Origin of the sequence: Psychrobacter sp. AOP31-B2-9 (genome assembly GCF_052378005.1) — a bacterium.
Classification (GTDB): Bacteria; Pseudomonadota; Gammaproteobacteria; order Pseudomonadales; family Moraxellaceae; genus Psychrobacter.
On the sequence record NZ_JBQSXG010000012.1, the window covers coordinates 26,331 to 41,888 of the forward strand.

The window sequence follows — 15,558 nt, forward strand, 5'->3', positions numbered from 1 at the left end:
CTCCAGACAAGGCGTAAAGTGATGGTAATGCTCGAACCTTAACGAGTATTAAACATGCATTAGACAACCCTTACTTATAGAGCATTTTTATCTCGCATTCATTATGTTCGGACTAGAGCCCACAGAAGGTGCTATTAAGCGAAAACAGGTTTTTTTATGTTCAGGAATATAAAGTAAGCGAGTCTGGTTGGCTTCACAAAATGCTTGTGATAAGTACAACCCTAAGCCAGTACCTTTTTGATCTGTGGTGAAAAAAGGATTGAATAAGTGCTCGAGACTTTCAGAGCTCACACCATCACCATTGTCTAAAACATCGATTATAACATCGTTGTCGGCACAATAAATTTCAATTTCCACATAAGCATGAGAGTGGGCATAGCTACTGTAGCGTAAGCCATTGTTTATTAAATTGATTAAGACTTGTTCCAATTGGTGAGTATCAAATGATATCGTGGGCTGTGCGTTTACTCGTAAAAAAACATCATGTTTTGAAAAGTAGTTTTCCAAAAATGTTGGCATCCATTCAGCCAGTACGATTGACTGCTGATTTGCTGCTTGCTGGCGAGACAGCTTTAAGACATCTTCGATAATGCGATTTACCCGTTTGGTTTGTGAAAATATCATTTTATAAAGCTCGTAATTATTATCGATATCATCATCTGCTGCGTTTTTTTCCTCAGTTTCTGTTACGTCTTCCATTAATAGCTGACTGGCTTGAGAAATAGCTGCTAACGGGTTTCTTATTTCATGGGCGATACTGGCCGTTAATTGCCCTAAAGAAGCCAGTTTTAATTGTTGAGCACTGGCTTGCTCACGGCGTAAATCTTCTAGCATGATGAGTTTGCTATCATCTTTTAAGGGAACGATTTGCACACGTAATTTACCGAATATAGAGGCATTTGCTACTGCTGGTAAATCATAAGTAAAAGTGCATGATTGGCCTTCTACTACTGACAAGCAGGCTTTTAATAACTGTGCATGCTGCTTACTGAGTTGTTGCTCAAAATTGGTTAAGAGCTCAGTATGATTGTTGTTGCGTGCGTGGCTAGCTTCACTGGACGGGTTAGGTAATGGTACTGATACTGACAAATTGTATGAAAGACTCAGTAATTGATGGGCCGCAAGGTTAGCTAGGACAACACGCTGCTTATCAATGACGATGACACCATTCGCCATCTGTGCGATTACTTCTTGATTGATGACATTCAATCGTTCTACTTCTTTTGCTTGTCCCGCTGCTACTTTTTCAAGTTGCATCAGGCGCTGCGAAATAGACCAACTTAAAAAGCCAACGGCCAAAAAGCTGACAGACATGAGTAGAGCATTACCTAAGTTTGCCAAATTTATACTATTGGCAATGGCATAAAAAAACTGCTGATAAATAACAAAAATAATTGCAAGTAGGGTAACAATGAATGCTTGTGAGGCATTGAGCAGCATAAAGCTCGCTGCAACCACTACCATATATAGCATGGTGAGCTGTAAGTCAGGAGCGCCAGCTGTATAAAGTAATAAACTCAATATCACAACATCTAATACCAAACCAAAAGCGAGTTGGCGTTGCATTTTTTTATGTACTACATAAAACAGTCCAAGTAAGATTAGACTCAGTAGAATATAAAAGCTAAGGGCAGTTTGTTGCAAAAAGCTTGGCAGAGAGACATTATCATTAGCCTGAGCTGTGACATATCCCATCAACATAAAAAATGTACTAAGGACAAAGCGATAACTGCTATAGATGAGCCCTAGCTTTCGTAGCTGTGTTTGTGGAAGGGTATCATCGTGATGTAAATAATGAGTAATAGCAGGCTTCATAAATAGACCGTGGTTGAGAAAGAGTGACTAGGGCGTGTCCTCATTTTCAGCCTGTTTAGATTTTTATGTTCAGACTGAGGACACGATCTAAGTAGTTTACGGCTGAATCAAGCCGTGACGAATGGCCAGATGCGTCAATTTAACATCACTGTCAACGCCGACTTTTTCATAAATGCGATAGCGATAAGTATTGATGGTTTTGACACTGACAAATAGTTGATCAGCTATTTGTTGAGGGCTTTGGCAGTTAACCACCATCATGGCTACCTGCTTTTCACGATCACTTAATAAGTCAAAGGGTGAGTTGGCATTATCTGATAATAAAACATCAGCCAATTGTTCCGCGACATCTTGGCTAAAATAACGACCACCTTGATAAATCTTTTTGATAGCTCGTATCATTTCATCAAGTGGCGTGCCTTTGGTAATATAACCATTGACGCCCGCTTTTATGAGCATCGATGGGTAGGGCTGTGCTGACATACTACTGACGGCTAATATCTTGATACCCATATCCAGTTGAATCAACCGCTTAGTTGCTTCGAGCCCACCGATATTAGGCATATTAACATCCAGCAACACCACATCAGGGCGCAGTTTTTTGGCCAGTTTAATAGCCATATCACCGCTGTCTGCTTCGCCGACCACTTCGATATCGACACTATCTGATAGCATACGACTGATACCCATTCTTACCAAATCATGATCATCAACTACCAATACTTTAATCATAACGATACTCTTTATTATTCGTGAGAATGAAGGTTTTGACTGATGCTAAATGACAAGTAGATTCCAGACATCTGAGTCATCTAAAGGTTGTGGTATTTAAAATATTATTATCTAATATATAGCGTGTTGAACATACCCTATATTGAATATGGATGATAGCCACATTCAAAATGAATGCATGTTTCTAAAACGTAAATCAATGTTTCTACAATATAAGTTGGTTGTAGAGAAATTTGAATTCGGTAAAAATAAACCGTTAAATCAGTTTGATGCATTAAACTTAAATGCAAACCATGATACACTAAAAATACAAAAACTCTATACGAGTACTTACAAACACATCTATAAAGGCTACGTACGTTCTTGGCGCCAGACAGTGTATAACTGACGTGATAACGACAGCAGGGGGCATAATGAGACAACTACCATTAACCAAACAGCAACTAATCGCTGCTATGATTTCATTGAGTTTGGGCAGTGCATCACAAGCGGCACTTACGATTAATGGTAGCACTGATACTGGTTCTAGTGCTCGCATGAGTTGGGGCGGTGCTGATAGCCTGTCTGAAGCGCGTAATATCATGTACAAATCCAACAGCTCCACTATCACAAAAACTGATAATGGTTCTGGTGCCACTTTCGCTAGTAATAACAACAGTTACAATACCACTTACAGTGGTAAGTTTGGCAGTAGCGACATGCTGCCAATCAGTACTGATTCGCGCAGTGTCGCGGTAATCGATGCTGAAACTGGTGAATCTATTTATGAAAAAAATGCTGATGCTGCGCGCCCGATGGCCAGTATCACAAAAATTATGACCGCGATGGTTGTATTAGATGCAGGCCTTGACATGCGTGAAGAAATTACGCTTGATGCAGAAGATTTTGTTGGTCCAAAGCGTGCTAGCTCTCGCTTGAAAGCTGGTGATCGTTTGAATCGTGCTGAAATGCTATTAATGGCATTGATGAAATCAGAAAATCCAGCAGCGAAAAGTCTAGCGCGTAATTATCCAGGTGGCTATAGCGCCTTTATTCGTGCTATGAATCGTAAAGCTCAAGATTTGGGTATGACTACCGCTTTCTTTGGCGATCCAACGGGTCTTGATAAGCGCAATGTCGCTTCATCAAAAGATCTCGTAAAAATGGTACGTGCCGCTGGTAATTACGATGTCATTCGTCGTTTCTCCACCACTAAGAGCTACGATTTCTTTGTCTCAAACTATTCAAGTGGTAACCGTACCTATAAAGCCAACAACACTAGTAGTTTGGTGCGTGATGGTAGTTACCCAATTGGTATCTCAAAAACAGGATTCATTAATGAAGCAGGTCGTTGTGTCGTGATGGAAACTCGCGTAAACAACCGTCCAGCGATTATTGTTATCTTAGGTGCGAACAGTTCAGCCACACGTTGGGGTGATGCCAAAAATATTCTCAACAGTTTAGCGACACGTCGTACAGTGTAAGCTTATTGTTTTGATACTTATAAAAAGGCTGTTATGTGATATAACAGCTTTTTTATTGTGTGGAAATTACGGACGTATTATATGATTCAGTTATCAAATATTTTACAGCCTCAGTTGTATTTGCTGACCAACGATGACGAGTTTGAGATTCTCTATCAAAAGTTAGAAGCAGCACTGGCAACAGGATTAATTGCGCTACTACAAATCCGCCGTAAGAGAACACTTTCTCTACCTGATGGTGCCTCAGAGTTGTATAAAGAGGCGAAGCAAATAGTCGATTTGGCCAGTACGTATAACGTACCCGTTGTTATTAACGATGATATTGGTTTGGCAGCAAAGCTTGGCGTTGGTGTACATTTGGGTCAAAAAGATGGCAGTATTAGCGATGCCAAAAAATATCTATCATCAAATCAAATCATTGGCCGTACGTGTCACTGTGAGTCGGAATTAGTGGCAGAGGCAAAAAAAGATGGCGCGAGTTATGCTGCGATGGGCGCAGTCTTTACGTCTATGACCAAACCAAATGCCGATATTGTATCGCATGAGCAGATTGTTTCAGGTTGTCAGCAAGGTATAGATATGTGTGTGATAGGTGGTCTAACGGCTGAAAATGTCTCGAATTTAGCAGGATTACCGATTAAGTATGTCGCGGTAGTAGGCGATATTATGGATTTACCCATCCCAGAAATAGCAAATCGCTGTCGTGAGTGGCAGCAGGCGTTTTCTGAGTGGGGACCACCTGCTTTATAATTTATTCGTCAGAAATAGCAGTAAATAGTTATTCAGCATGCTCCATACATAATGTAGCGTAGGGTAGTGCTTCTAAGCGTTTTTCTTCGATTTGCTTGTCACACACCTCACATTCACCATAAGTGTTGTTTTCGATGCGATTGAGAGCATTTTCGACATAGCTTAAGTTTTGGCGCGCTTCGTCCATAAGGTTTTTGCGCATACCGTTTTGACGATAAGAAATCGCTTGGTCGTCCCAATGCTCATTGAGATCATCTTGTGGGTTTTGAATATGATCTTCTATTTTGCCAATTCTAATTTCATATTCGTCTTTAAGTTTCAACAGATTTTGTTTGGCAGTGTTTAGATTAATACTCATTGTATTCTCCTAATAATTATATTTTCCTAATGATTGTAGTCATGCTGGCCTATATCCGTAAGCCTTTTTTTATTGATTGTAGTAATGCGAATTGTCTTATGGTAAAGGACAGGTTTTTCAGAAACCACCACAGAATGTTAAGGTTTCTTATTCCACTACATTCTCATGTTAAGTTTTTAATTAATATGTTGGTTATGAGCTGTTGATATAAACTGGTAGAATACATCGCCATCGACTTTGGTTCGTTAAATCACATTACTACTATAAATGAGCCAAAACACGGTGCGGAATATAGAAAATCTTTGTCATATAACTACAAAGATATCTTTTATCCAGTCAAAAATTAGAAATAAATAAAATGATTGAGGATACACATCCAGGAAATGATGGTGAGTAATTCTTTTTATAGCAACATTTAGCAATAACAGTAAGCTTAAATTAACCAACAGATTGATGCATAGGAGCAGTTCATGAATTTTTTGCGTATGAGTGAGTTGAACTTAACGGATAAAGTGGTATTAATTCGAGAAGATCTAAACGTACCTATTAAAAACAATAAAGTCACGAGTGATGCTCGCTTGCAAGCAAGTTTGCCTACTATTCAGATGGCATTAGAAAAAGGCGCTGCCGTTATCGTTTGTTCACATTTGGGACGCCCGACTGAAGGTAATCTAGAAGCAATATATTCATTAGCACCTGTTGCTGATTATTTGAGCGATAAGCTAGCGGTGTCAGTGAGTCTCAATCGTGAGTATTTGACTGAAGGAGCACCTATCAAAGCTGGTGAAGTCGTACTATTAGAGAATATGCGTTTTAATGAAGGTGAAAAGAAAAACGATGCTTCTTTGGCAAAAAAATATGCCGACTTATGCGATGTATTTGTGATGGATGCTTTTGGTACGGCACATCGTGCGCAAGCATCAACAGAAGGTGTCACTCAAGCCATGCGTCAAGCAGGAAAAACAGTCTGTGCAGGTCCTCTATTGGCTGCTGAGCTTGATGCTTTGAGCTTAGCACTTGAAACACCAGCACAGCCAATGCTTGCAATTGTTGGTGGCTCGAAAGTATCAACAAAATTAGAAGTCTTACATAGCTTGGCTGAAATATGTACACAGATTATCGTTGGTGGCGGTATCGCCAATACTTTTTTAGCAGCGCAAGGTCATAGTGTTGGTGCTTCACTATATGAAGCAGACTTGGTGGATACTGCCCGTGATATTATGAATAAAACGGAAATTTTATTGCCTGATTATGTCATTGTTGCTGATAAAAATGACATTGATTTTGACGATTTTACAGGTTCATTGCAAAAAGCGACTGCCACTGTTAAGTCTATTGATGCGATTGGCGAAGATGACATGATCTTAGACATCGCGCCAGAAAGCGCAAAACAATTGGCTGAGGCCATTCTCAATGCAAAGACTATTTTATGGAATGGTCCAGTAGGTGTGTTTGAAGTAGATGCTTTTGGTCAAGGTACTCAAATATTGGCAGATGCTGTCAAAAATAGCCAGGGCTTCTCCATTGCTGGTGGCGGTGATACTTTAGCAGCAATTGATAAATATCAAGTTGCTGATGGTGTTAGCTATATGTCAACAGGAGGTGGTGCATTCCTGGAGTTTGTAGAAGGCAAGGTTCTTCCTGCAGTTGCTGCGCTACAAATTAGCGCTTAATTTATTAACATTAATTAACATTTTTGAAACATTATTGGTACAATTTAAAACAAGTATTAAAAGTAAGCTATGCAAGCTAATATGTCAGCTATGATTTTTGTTTGTTGATTTTGGATAGAAAACAGGCATAACTACTGATTATTAAGTAGCTATTATTTGTATATATACTGAAAATTGTTATTGCATGTCTTATTTGCACTCTATAAAATAGCGCAACCATGTATATTGACATGTTTTATTTATGAGAGGTTTATTATGTTAAAACGTCATTTGTTACTTGCTAGCGTACTTGCTGGTACTTTTGCAGTTACTGCATGTAGTCAACAAACAGAAGAAAACGCTGAAGCGGCTACTGAGTCTGCTGCTGATGATATCGCTGCAGAAACTGAAGCAACTGCTGCTGAAGCTGAAACTGCTGCTCAAGATGCTGGTACTGAAGTTGCCGAAGGCGCTGAAACTGCTGGTGCTGCTGCAACAGAAGCACTAGAAGACACTGGCAATGCTATCACTGAAGGTGCTAGTACTGTTGTTGAAGGCGCTGCTACTGCTGTTGCTGACGGTGCTGACGCTGTTGCTGACGGTGCAGAAGATGTTGCTGTTGATGCAGAACAACAGTACTAAGCAATGTAATGACTGGTTTGTTGATCTTCTACTGATTGATAGGTAATCCATTAAATCAGTTATGGACATATTTGTTTATTATAAGCTCTCAAAATACTAGAAAAGCCTTGGTGATTGCCAAGGCTTTTTGCATTGCCTCTGACTTGTCTTCAATACATTCTAAACGTTAAATGGGTTGAGAATAGCTAAAACACTGCCAAATGGTCTCAAGTCGCTGATTGATATCCTGGTATTATCTGCATTATTTCCCTCATTTAATGACTGTTTTTTAAATGAGTATGAACTTAGATTTTGTTGGTTAAGTTACAACATTGGTTTTATAAAAAGATAGTTCGATAAATAGTGATGCAACTGCTACGAAGACATCGCAAATTTTGCTATAATCACCGCGTATTAATTACCCCTGAAATGATTAACTGTTTTGCAGATTGACAGTGCTGTCACTGTTATTAAGCAAGGTTTTTTGCTGTTTATTCTAAAGCCCTATTTCAAAAGCTGTCATTTTAAGAGTTATTTTCAAAAACACTATTCAACCTTTAATTAGAGAGCGCTTTATGGCCTTAATTTCTTTACGTCAACTTTTAGACCATGCCGCTGAACACAGCTATGGTGTTCCTGCCTTTAACGTCAATAATCTAGAGCAGATGCGTGCAATCATGATGGCTGCAGATGCTTGTGACTCACCTGTGATTGTACAAGCCAGTGCTGGCGCACGTAAATATGCAGGGTCTGCGTTTTTGCGTCATCTAATTATTGCTGCAATCGAAGAATGGCCGCATATTCCAGTAGTTATGCACCAAGATCATGGTATGTCAGCGGCTATCTGCCAACGCTCAATCCAGCTTGGCTTTTCTTCAGTGATGATGGATGGCTCGCTTGGTGAAGATGGCAAAACGCCAATGGATTACGACTATAATGCCAACGTTACTCGCGAAGTTGTGAAAATGTCACATGCTTGCGGCGTGTCTGTAGAAGGTGAAATTGGTTGCTTGGGTAGTCTTGAGACTGGCATGGCAGGTGAGGAAGATGGCTCTGGCGCAGAAGGTGTGCTAGACCATGAGCAGCTATTGACCAGTGCTGACGAAGCTGAGCAGTTTGTTAAAGATACCAACGTCGATGCTCTTGCTATTGCCATTGGTACTAGTCATGGCGCTTATAAATTTACGCGTCCACCTACAGGTGACATCCTGTCTATTGAACGTGTTAAAGAGATTCATGCCCGTATTCCGAACACGCATTTGGTTATGCATGGCTCGTCATCAGTACCGCAAGAATGGCTAAAAGTCATCAATGAAAATGGCGGTAATATTGGTGAGACTTATGGTGTACCTGTTGAGCAAATCGTTGAAGCGATTAAGCATGGTGTACGTAAAGTGAATATTGATACAGATTTACGTTTGGCATCGACGGGCGCTATCCGTCAGTTTCTTGCAGAAAATCCTAGCGAGTTTGATCCACGTAAATACTTCAAAGCCTCTATGGTTGCGATGTCAGATGTCTGTACCAACCGTTTTGAAGCCTTCGGTTCGGCTGGTCAGGCACATAAGATTCGTCCGTTAAGCCTTGAGGCTATGGTCGATTTTTATAAATAGTTTATTAGGCGTTAAAATCGTGGTTAGATGGCCATAGAGTAGAATCTTTGCCTTCATTGGTTGTGATAGGATAAGAGGTGGTAGATATGATTGGACTTATTACTGGACAGGTGCAGTATTTGATGGCACCAACTGCCTGTATCATGACTGCTTCTGGTGTTGGCTATGATATTGAGTTGCCGCTGCCTTCCTTTTGTCAATTACATCTTAATGAGCAGGCGAGTATTTGGACGCATTTTCATGTGCGTGAAGATGCACAGTTACTCTATGGGTTTATCGATCGAAAAGAACGTGATGTCTTTCGCCAATTGATTAAGATCAATGGGGTTGGGGCAAAAATGGCATTGGCAATGTTATCTGCGATGTCAGCCGCTGAGCTCAAGATGCATGTCGAGCAAGAGTCAGAAACCGCATTGACTCGCATACCAGGTATCGGTAAAAAAACAGCGCAACGTTTATTGATTGAGCTAAAAGACAAATTAAAAAATATCGAAGTTGATAACAGTAATTTAGAGTTTGCGATTGAGCCTGCCGCTATGTCTGACGAAGGTAATATCATTGCTGAAGTCGAGGGGGCATTGATAAGTTTGGGCTATAAAGAAAAAGAAGCTCAGCAAGCGATCAAAGCCGCTAAGAGTAATGGTGACACATTTACAGACACGCAAGGATTATTAAAAGCGACATTGCAGCAGCTATCAACGTTTAAATAATTTTAGTCGTTATTGCTATTCATGGTTATATCAACACATATCGAATAAATAAGCGACATTAATTGTCGCTTATTTTCGTTTTAGCAGATAACTTTTGATGTTTTGCATGACTTATAGATGGCCTTTGGTTATGCTATTTATTAACTAACTTCTCAATATAATGAAAAACTTATGACGCATGATCGTTTGATTAATCCGTTAGAAGGGGCAGGGGATTCCCCTGATTCTAATATTCGACCAGCATTATTGGCTGAGTATATTGGTCAGCCAGTGGTCCGTGAGCAGATGGAGGTTTTTATTGGTGCTGCACGCGGTCGAAATGAAGCGTTAGATCATACGCTTATTTTTGGTCCTCCGGGTTTGGGTAAAACAACCCTTGCCAATATTATTGCACGTGAAATGGGTGGTAATCTGCGTTCGACTTCGGGACCTGTGCTTGAGCGCCCAGGAGATTTGGCCGCTATGTTGACCAATCTAGAAGAAGGAGATGTACTGTTCATTGATGAGATTCATCGGCTGAGCTCGGTCATCGAAGAGATACTGTATCCCGCGATGGAAGATTTTCAGCTCGATATTATGATTGGTGAAGGCCCTGCTGCTCGTTCTATCAAGCTGGATTTACCACCGTTTACACTAGTAGCCGCGACGACCAGAGCGGGGTTATTGACATCGCCACTACGAGATCGTTTTGGTATTGTACAGCGGCTTGAGTTTTATAATATTGTTGATTTGACGACGATTGTTAGCCGTGCTGCACGCTTGATGCGTGTACCGATGAGTGAAGATGGTGCAGTGGAGATCGCTCGCCGCGCGCGTGGTACGCCAAGGATTGCCAATCGTTTATTACGGCGTGTGCGTGATTATGCTGAGGTTAAGGGCGATGGCAGTATTAACGGTCAGATAGCGGGTAGCGCGTTAGATATGCTAGCAGTGGATAGACGAGGTCTGGATCATTTAGACAGGCGTTATATTGAAATATTGCATGAGCGCTTTGATGGCGGTCCTGCCGGAGTCGAAGCGGTAGCAGCGGCAATGGCTGAGGACCGAGGGACGCTTGAGGATGTGATTGAGCCGTACTTAATTCAACAAGGTTATGTGCTGCGTACCGCTCGTGGTCGGGTATTGACCCAAATGGCTATAGATCAGATGTTATAAGGGTTTTCTGCAAGCAAAACCCCTAATGATCCATATCGTGGACGCTAGGGGTTTTTAGTTTCTATTTCTATAAGACCGTTCCTGAAGCGTTCACAGTTAGACCTAGCACAGGTTAAACGCAATAAACGCTGTCACTCTTAGCAAGCTTAACCTCTCAGCAATTTCAACGGTGATTTTAGGCCAAAACACGCCAAATGATTGCCAGTATCGCCATGATATAAAATAAAGGTGCCAGCCAGCCAACGACTTGCGTGGCAACAGCAATACTTAGTCCAAACCCTGCCAGTGCCATCCAGTCGCGGCGGCGATCATTGAGCATATCGGCGCGAATTTGCTGTATTTCACGTAGTTGACTGTCCTGACGCGATCCTTGTGAAGCAAGGCTTTGTAACCCTTGATCCAGTAACTTAGGAATATCCGTGGTAGATAGTAGTATCTCAGGCAGTTGCTGGCGTAACTGCTGCAAATTACGCATCGGATCGAGCTGCTCTTTGATCCAATTGCTCAAAATAGGTTTGGCAAGTGACCAAATATCAAGATCAGGGTATAAATCACGACCCAACCCTTCTACGTGTACCAGCGTTTTGAGCAATAGCATCAACTGCGGTGGAATACTCATATGATGGCGACGGGCGATATCCAAAATCTGCATCAATACGCCAGCAAAGTCGATATCGTTGATAGGTTTGTTTAACATGGGTCCGACAGTACGCTTCATATCACGCATGAGCGCATGCTTATCAGCGCTTGGTGGAATCCAGCCAGCTCGGCTCACGATATCAACCATGGCGGTAAAGTTATCATTCATAACAGCTAGCAGCATCCGCGCGACGATGAGCTGATCTTCTTTTGATAAAGTGCCCATGATGGCGCAATCAAGCCCGATATAGCGAGGTTCATGACCTAAATCAACTGCTGGCGCATCAGCATTCATTGTAGTGAGTGAGGGTGTTTCTACAAACACATTGCCCGGATGCATGTCAGCATGAAAGAAATTATCACGAAAGACTTGAGTGAAAAATATGGTTAGCCCTTTTTTGGCTAATGCAGCTCGGTCATAGCCCAATTTATCAAACACTTCGATTTGTGAAATGGGTACGCCTTGAATACGCTCCATCACCATCACGTTCTTGGCAGCATCATAAACTTCTGGCACATACATCAAGGCAGAACCCAGAAAGTTATTGCGCATTTGGATGGTGTTGTCGGCCTCAAGGGTTAAATCTAGCTCGTTGAGCATGACTTGACGATAGTCTTCGACGATATCGATGATATGTACCGCTCGTGCGGCTTCAATACGAGCCGATGCCCAATTGGCCAGTTCGAGGAGCAATTCAAAGTCAGTCACAATAGTCGTGCGAATATCTGGGCGTACCACTTTTACGACCACTTCACGGCCATCATGCATGGCGGCGGTATGTACTTGGGCGATAGATGCTGCTGCTAGTGGCTTTACATCAAAACGGGCAAATAAATTTTCAATAGATTTACCCAGACCGTGTTTGCTATCTTGGATTTGTGCAATAGCAACATCTGCGTCAAAAGGCTTGACTTTATCTTGTAGCTGGACCAATTGCTCGATAATCTCAGGTGGCACTAAATCACGACGGGTTGAGAGCAGTTGCCCCAGTTTCAAAAACAGCGTACCCATGTCTTCTATGGCATATTTGATGGCATTTGGTTGATGTTTCTTACCCCAAGCGGCTGGGTGCATGCGAATTAAACGTGCTAACGGTTGTAGTTGCGGCGCTTCTTCGATAGCGAGATGCGTATCAATGCGATACGTTGCGGCGATACGCCAAAGCTCAAATAAACGGGCGCGATGAGATAGTAGCATGAGGTATAAGTACTCTAGAAAAATTTAGAAATAGGGTAAACACTTTGCTGATCTATAGGTTTTGTTGATGTATGAATAATACAGTCAATAATAATGTTTTTTATCTACTGAATAGGCTATTGATGAAACGAGTTGTCAAGAAAGCGCGCCTGTTCTTCTTTGATAGCGGCCAATTTGGCTTCCTCACGTTCGACATCTGCGCGCAGCTTTAGCAACTGCTGCTTGAGATCATTTAGCTCTGCCGTGGCAACTGGATCAGGTGCAGCATTACCTGCTACATCATTGGCCCAGTCACTGACATCATCAAAGGCGCGTTTGGCATTATGTCGCAAGCTGGCTTTTAACTGCGAAATGAGCAGATGTAACTGACTGGCCATCGGCTTACCAATGAGCGGCTCAAGCTGACCGGCAACGTCGGGATCAAATCCTGCAACCAGCTGTTTAAGCTGCATCAACACTTTATAGTCACCAGCGATAGGCATATTACCTTCAGCACCACGCATCAGATTGAGCAATTGAGCAGGATTATCCACGGTAAGGGTACAGTCTGGATGGCTGTGACCCATACGTGCGTTTTCCATATTGGCCGCTTCACGCTCATTTATTTGACCACTTGGCTCAAACAAGCTTTCGGTGGTCACTGGCTCAAAACGTAGATGCTCATCAGTAAATAGCACATCTAGATGAATTTCGGGCATACCTATATTTAGCCGTAGCACTTTTCCAGCGAGCGGTGCTAGACCTGATTTGGTGATCTCATCGCTTGCAATGGCAAGGTTAATCAGTTTTTCGGCACCAGCCAAAAGTAAGACCGTTAGCATATGTCTCTCGCATATTTGATTGAGCGCCTTTAATAAGGCGCATCGTTAATTTGGATCAGTAGCTCATTTATCACGACTGTTAGATATGGCTAGGTTGCCCCTTATCACCAAGGTGTTGTCGTTACGCTTTAAAGCCACGATGTACGGCGACGATACCAGCAGTCAAGTTGTTATAGTCGCAATTTTCAAAGCCCGCTTCTTGCATCATTTGCTTGAGTGTCTGCTGATCAGGGTGCATACGAATCGATTCAGCCAAGTATTGATAGCTTTCAGAATCATTGGCGATCAGCTTGCCCATAATAGGTAAAGCGGTAAATGAATATAGATCATAGGCTTTAGATAATGGCTCAAATACGGGTTTTGAGAATTCTAAAATCAATAGGCGACCACCTGGCTTAAGTACGCGATACATGGATTTGAGCGCCGCATCTTTATCCGTGACATTACGTAGACCAAAGCTGATAGTAATCAAGTCAAAGCTGTTGTCATCAAATGGAGCGAGTGTCTCAGCATTTGCTAATACAAAATCAACGTTGTTGCAGCCAGCATTAATTAAGCGTTCGCGGCCTACTTCTAGCATGGCAGCATTGATGTCTGACAATACCACGTGACCGTTTCGGCCGACTTCACGGCTAAATACTTTGGCCAAGTCACCTGTACCGCCTGCGATATCTAATACGTGCTGACCTGAGCGCACGCCCGATAAGCTAATGGCATAACGCTTCCATAGACGGTGAATACCAAATGACATTAAATCATTCATAATGTCATATTTTTTGGCGACAGAGGTAAACACATCAGCCACACGTGCTTGTTTTTCCGCTTTATTGACTGTCTTATAACCAAAGTGAGTTTGTTCATTACCATCAGTATCAGGCGTGTGCGGATTGTTGATATCATCACGTTGATTAAAAAGGGTCTGCTTGGTGGTTTGTGTGTTTTCGTTATCTACGCTATTAATCGTATTGTTGTTTGGCATGGTGGTTTGTTGACCTTGTGGTGTTCCAGTTGGTAAGTCTTGGACTTGCGTGAAGTCATTCGTACTTGCAGTATGGTTGCTGTCTTTTACAGTGGTTTGTCGTGCTTGAACTTGAGCCGTTATATTTTGATTGTGAGTGATACTGTCTTTTACCAACTTATCTTGTAAATGAGCGTTGGTGGCGGGTTTTTTGTCGAGGTGAGAGTTGTTATTTGCAGTATCGTTCATGGTGGTGTCCTGTTATTCATTTTTATGATTATTTTTTGAAAAGCTATAAAGTAGTGATAAGTTAAGCGTACTATAATGGCTATGATACACCAAACGTCATTGGCTTACTGCCATTATCCATATCATGAACTTGATCAATAATTATCAGTTCACGCTTACAAAATGGCTCGATAAAATCACTCACACTTTTGAGAGGCTTCATGGCTTTGAACCCTGTATCAATAAAGTCGTAAAGTGGTTGGAATTTATAGCGATATGCTGTGCCTTTAGCCAGCGCAAACGCTTTCTTTAGCATAAATGAGTTTAGGTGCTTGTCAGTGCGATAACAGACTTCTTTTAGGTTGCTGATTTGTACTCGGCGCTCTCCAGCTTCATCGACAGCGCGATAGGCGGCAAGCATGTTATCCTCATTGACTGGCAAGTTTTCACTAAGCAACCACTGAGCCAAATGCAAGTCTAGCTCAATCGCTAAAATTGCTGCATGGATACCCATACTACCAGCTTCCAAAGCCGACTCTTTGGCTAGGCGCTCAAGCTTTTGGGCTTTAGGAAGAATTCGTTCTAATTGTTCCGCCAGTATCTTGAATTCATCACCGCCATACAACTGCGTCAAAAAGTAATCTGCCATCAGTTGATTTTTTGGTTGTTCAAATAGGTCGCTGTGCGTTTTTTTAAGACGCTGTTGTTGCCATGATTGTACGTCTTTCAGTTTGATGTCTAAAGCTTTGTCTTGATGGTGTGGTAGTGCCCAAAAACGGGTTAAATGTTGTTGCAGGTCGGCTAAAGCGGCCATGTTAATAAATCCTATAAAAAGTAAATAATTT

General features: G+C 41.8%; 14 protein-coding genes. 7 read left to right on the plus strand and 7 right to left on the minus strand.

What is annotated here, in order from left to right:
• Positions 1-87 precede the first annotated feature (87 nt).
• Both ACT3SX_RS02865 and ACT3SX_RS02870 read right to left on the minus strand, forming a co-directional pair.
• The gene (locus ACT3SX_RS02865) at positions 88-1,815 is read right to left on the minus strand and encodes a sensor histidine kinase (RefSeq protein WP_192518304.1); all 1,728 of its coding nucleotides are present in this window, start codon (positions 1,813-1,815) and stop codon (positions 88-90) included.
• A 96-nt stretch (positions 1,816-1,911) separates the two neighbouring features.
• Positions 1,912-2,547, minus strand: a complete 636-nt coding sequence (locus tag ACT3SX_RS02870) for a response regulator (RefSeq protein WP_192518305.1) — start codon at positions 2,545-2,547, stop codon at positions 1,912-1,914.
• Positions 2,548-2,960: 413 nt separating this feature from the next.
• Between ACT3SX_RS02870 and ACT3SX_RS02875 the strand changes: the two genes are divergently transcribed.
• Together ACT3SX_RS02875 and ACT3SX_RS02880 are read left to right on the plus strand one after the other, a co-directional pair.
• Positions 2,961-4,010 (plus strand): serine hydrolase, encoded by a 1,050-nt coding sequence (locus ACT3SX_RS02875; RefSeq protein WP_192518306.1) that lies wholly within the window; start codon positions 2,961-2,963, stop codon positions 4,008-4,010.
• An 81-nt stretch (positions 4,011-4,091) separates the two neighbouring features.
• Entirely contained in the window at positions 4,092-4,760 is a 669-nt protein-coding gene (locus ACT3SX_RS02880; protein WP_192518307.1) for a thiamine phosphate synthase, read from the plus strand.
• Positions 4,761-4,788: 28 nt separating this feature from the next.
• On the opposite strand, the gene ACT3SX_RS02885 is transcribed toward ACT3SX_RS02880, so the two are convergent.
• Positions 4,789-5,118 (minus strand): TraR/DksA family transcriptional regulator, encoded by a 330-nt coding sequence (locus tag ACT3SX_RS02885; RefSeq protein WP_192518308.1) that lies wholly within the window; start codon positions 5,116-5,118, stop codon positions 4,789-4,791.
• Positions 5,119-5,588: 470 nt separating this feature from the next.
• Between ACT3SX_RS02885 and ACT3SX_RS02890 the strand changes: the two genes are divergently transcribed.
• From ACT3SX_RS02890 to ruvB, 5 genes are all read left to right on the plus strand, one after another.
• A complete protein-coding gene (locus ACT3SX_RS02890; protein ID WP_192518309.1) occupies positions 5,589-6,791 on the plus strand; it encodes a phosphoglycerate kinase in 1,203 nt (400 codons plus the stop codon).
• 255 nt (positions 6,792-7,046) lie between these two features.
• Complete coding sequence (locus tag ACT3SX_RS02895) at positions 7,047-7,412, plus strand: hypothetical protein (protein WP_192518310.1); 366 nt, start codon at positions 7,047-7,049, stop codon at positions 7,410-7,412.
• A 554-nt stretch (positions 7,413-7,966) separates the two neighbouring features.
• On the plus strand, positions 7,967-9,004 hold the full coding sequence (gene fba, locus ACT3SX_RS02900) for a class II fructose-bisphosphate aldolase (protein ID WP_192518311.1): 1,038 nt from the start codon (positions 7,967-7,969) through the stop codon (positions 9,002-9,004).
• Positions 9,005-9,090: 86 nt separating this feature from the next.
• Positions 9,091-9,714, plus strand: coding sequence for a Holliday junction branch migration protein RuvA (ruvA, locus tag ACT3SX_RS02905; protein ID WP_192518312.1), 624 nt, complete (start codon positions 9,091-9,093; stop codon positions 9,712-9,714).
• Positions 9,715-9,885: 171 nt separating this feature from the next.
• Positions 9,886-10,869, plus strand: a complete 984-nt coding sequence (ruvB, locus tag ACT3SX_RS02910) for a Holliday junction branch migration DNA helicase RuvB (RefSeq protein WP_192518313.1) — start codon at positions 9,886-9,888, stop codon at positions 10,867-10,869.
• Positions 10,870-11,044: 175 nt separating this feature from the next.
• Here ruvB and ACT3SX_RS02915 read toward each other — a convergent pair whose 3' ends face one another.
• The 4 genes from ACT3SX_RS02915 to ACT3SX_RS02930 form a co-directional block, all read right to left on the minus strand.
• Positions 11,045-12,706, minus strand: a complete 1,662-nt coding sequence (locus ACT3SX_RS02915; protein ID WP_192520646.1) for an ABC1 kinase family protein — start codon at positions 12,704-12,706, stop codon at positions 11,045-11,047.
• Positions 12,707-12,822: 116 nt separating this feature from the next.
• Positions 12,823-13,527, minus strand: a complete 705-nt coding sequence (locus ACT3SX_RS02920) for a ubiquinone biosynthesis accessory factor UbiJ (RefSeq protein ID WP_192520647.1) — start codon at positions 13,525-13,527, stop codon at positions 12,823-12,825.
• Positions 13,528-13,648: 121 nt separating this feature from the next.
• Positions 13,649-14,734, minus strand: a complete 1,086-nt coding sequence (gene ubiE / locus ACT3SX_RS02925; protein ID WP_192520648.1) for a bifunctional demethylmenaquinone methyltransferase/2-methoxy-6-polyprenyl-1,4-benzoquinol methylase UbiE — start codon at positions 14,732-14,734, stop codon at positions 13,649-13,651.
• Between the two features lie 79 nt (positions 14,735-14,813).
• On the minus strand, positions 14,814-15,527 hold the full coding sequence (locus ACT3SX_RS02930) for an FFLEELY motif protein (protein WP_192520649.1): 714 nt from the start codon (positions 15,525-15,527) through the stop codon (positions 14,814-14,816).
• Positions 15,528-15,558 lie beyond the last annotated feature (31 nt).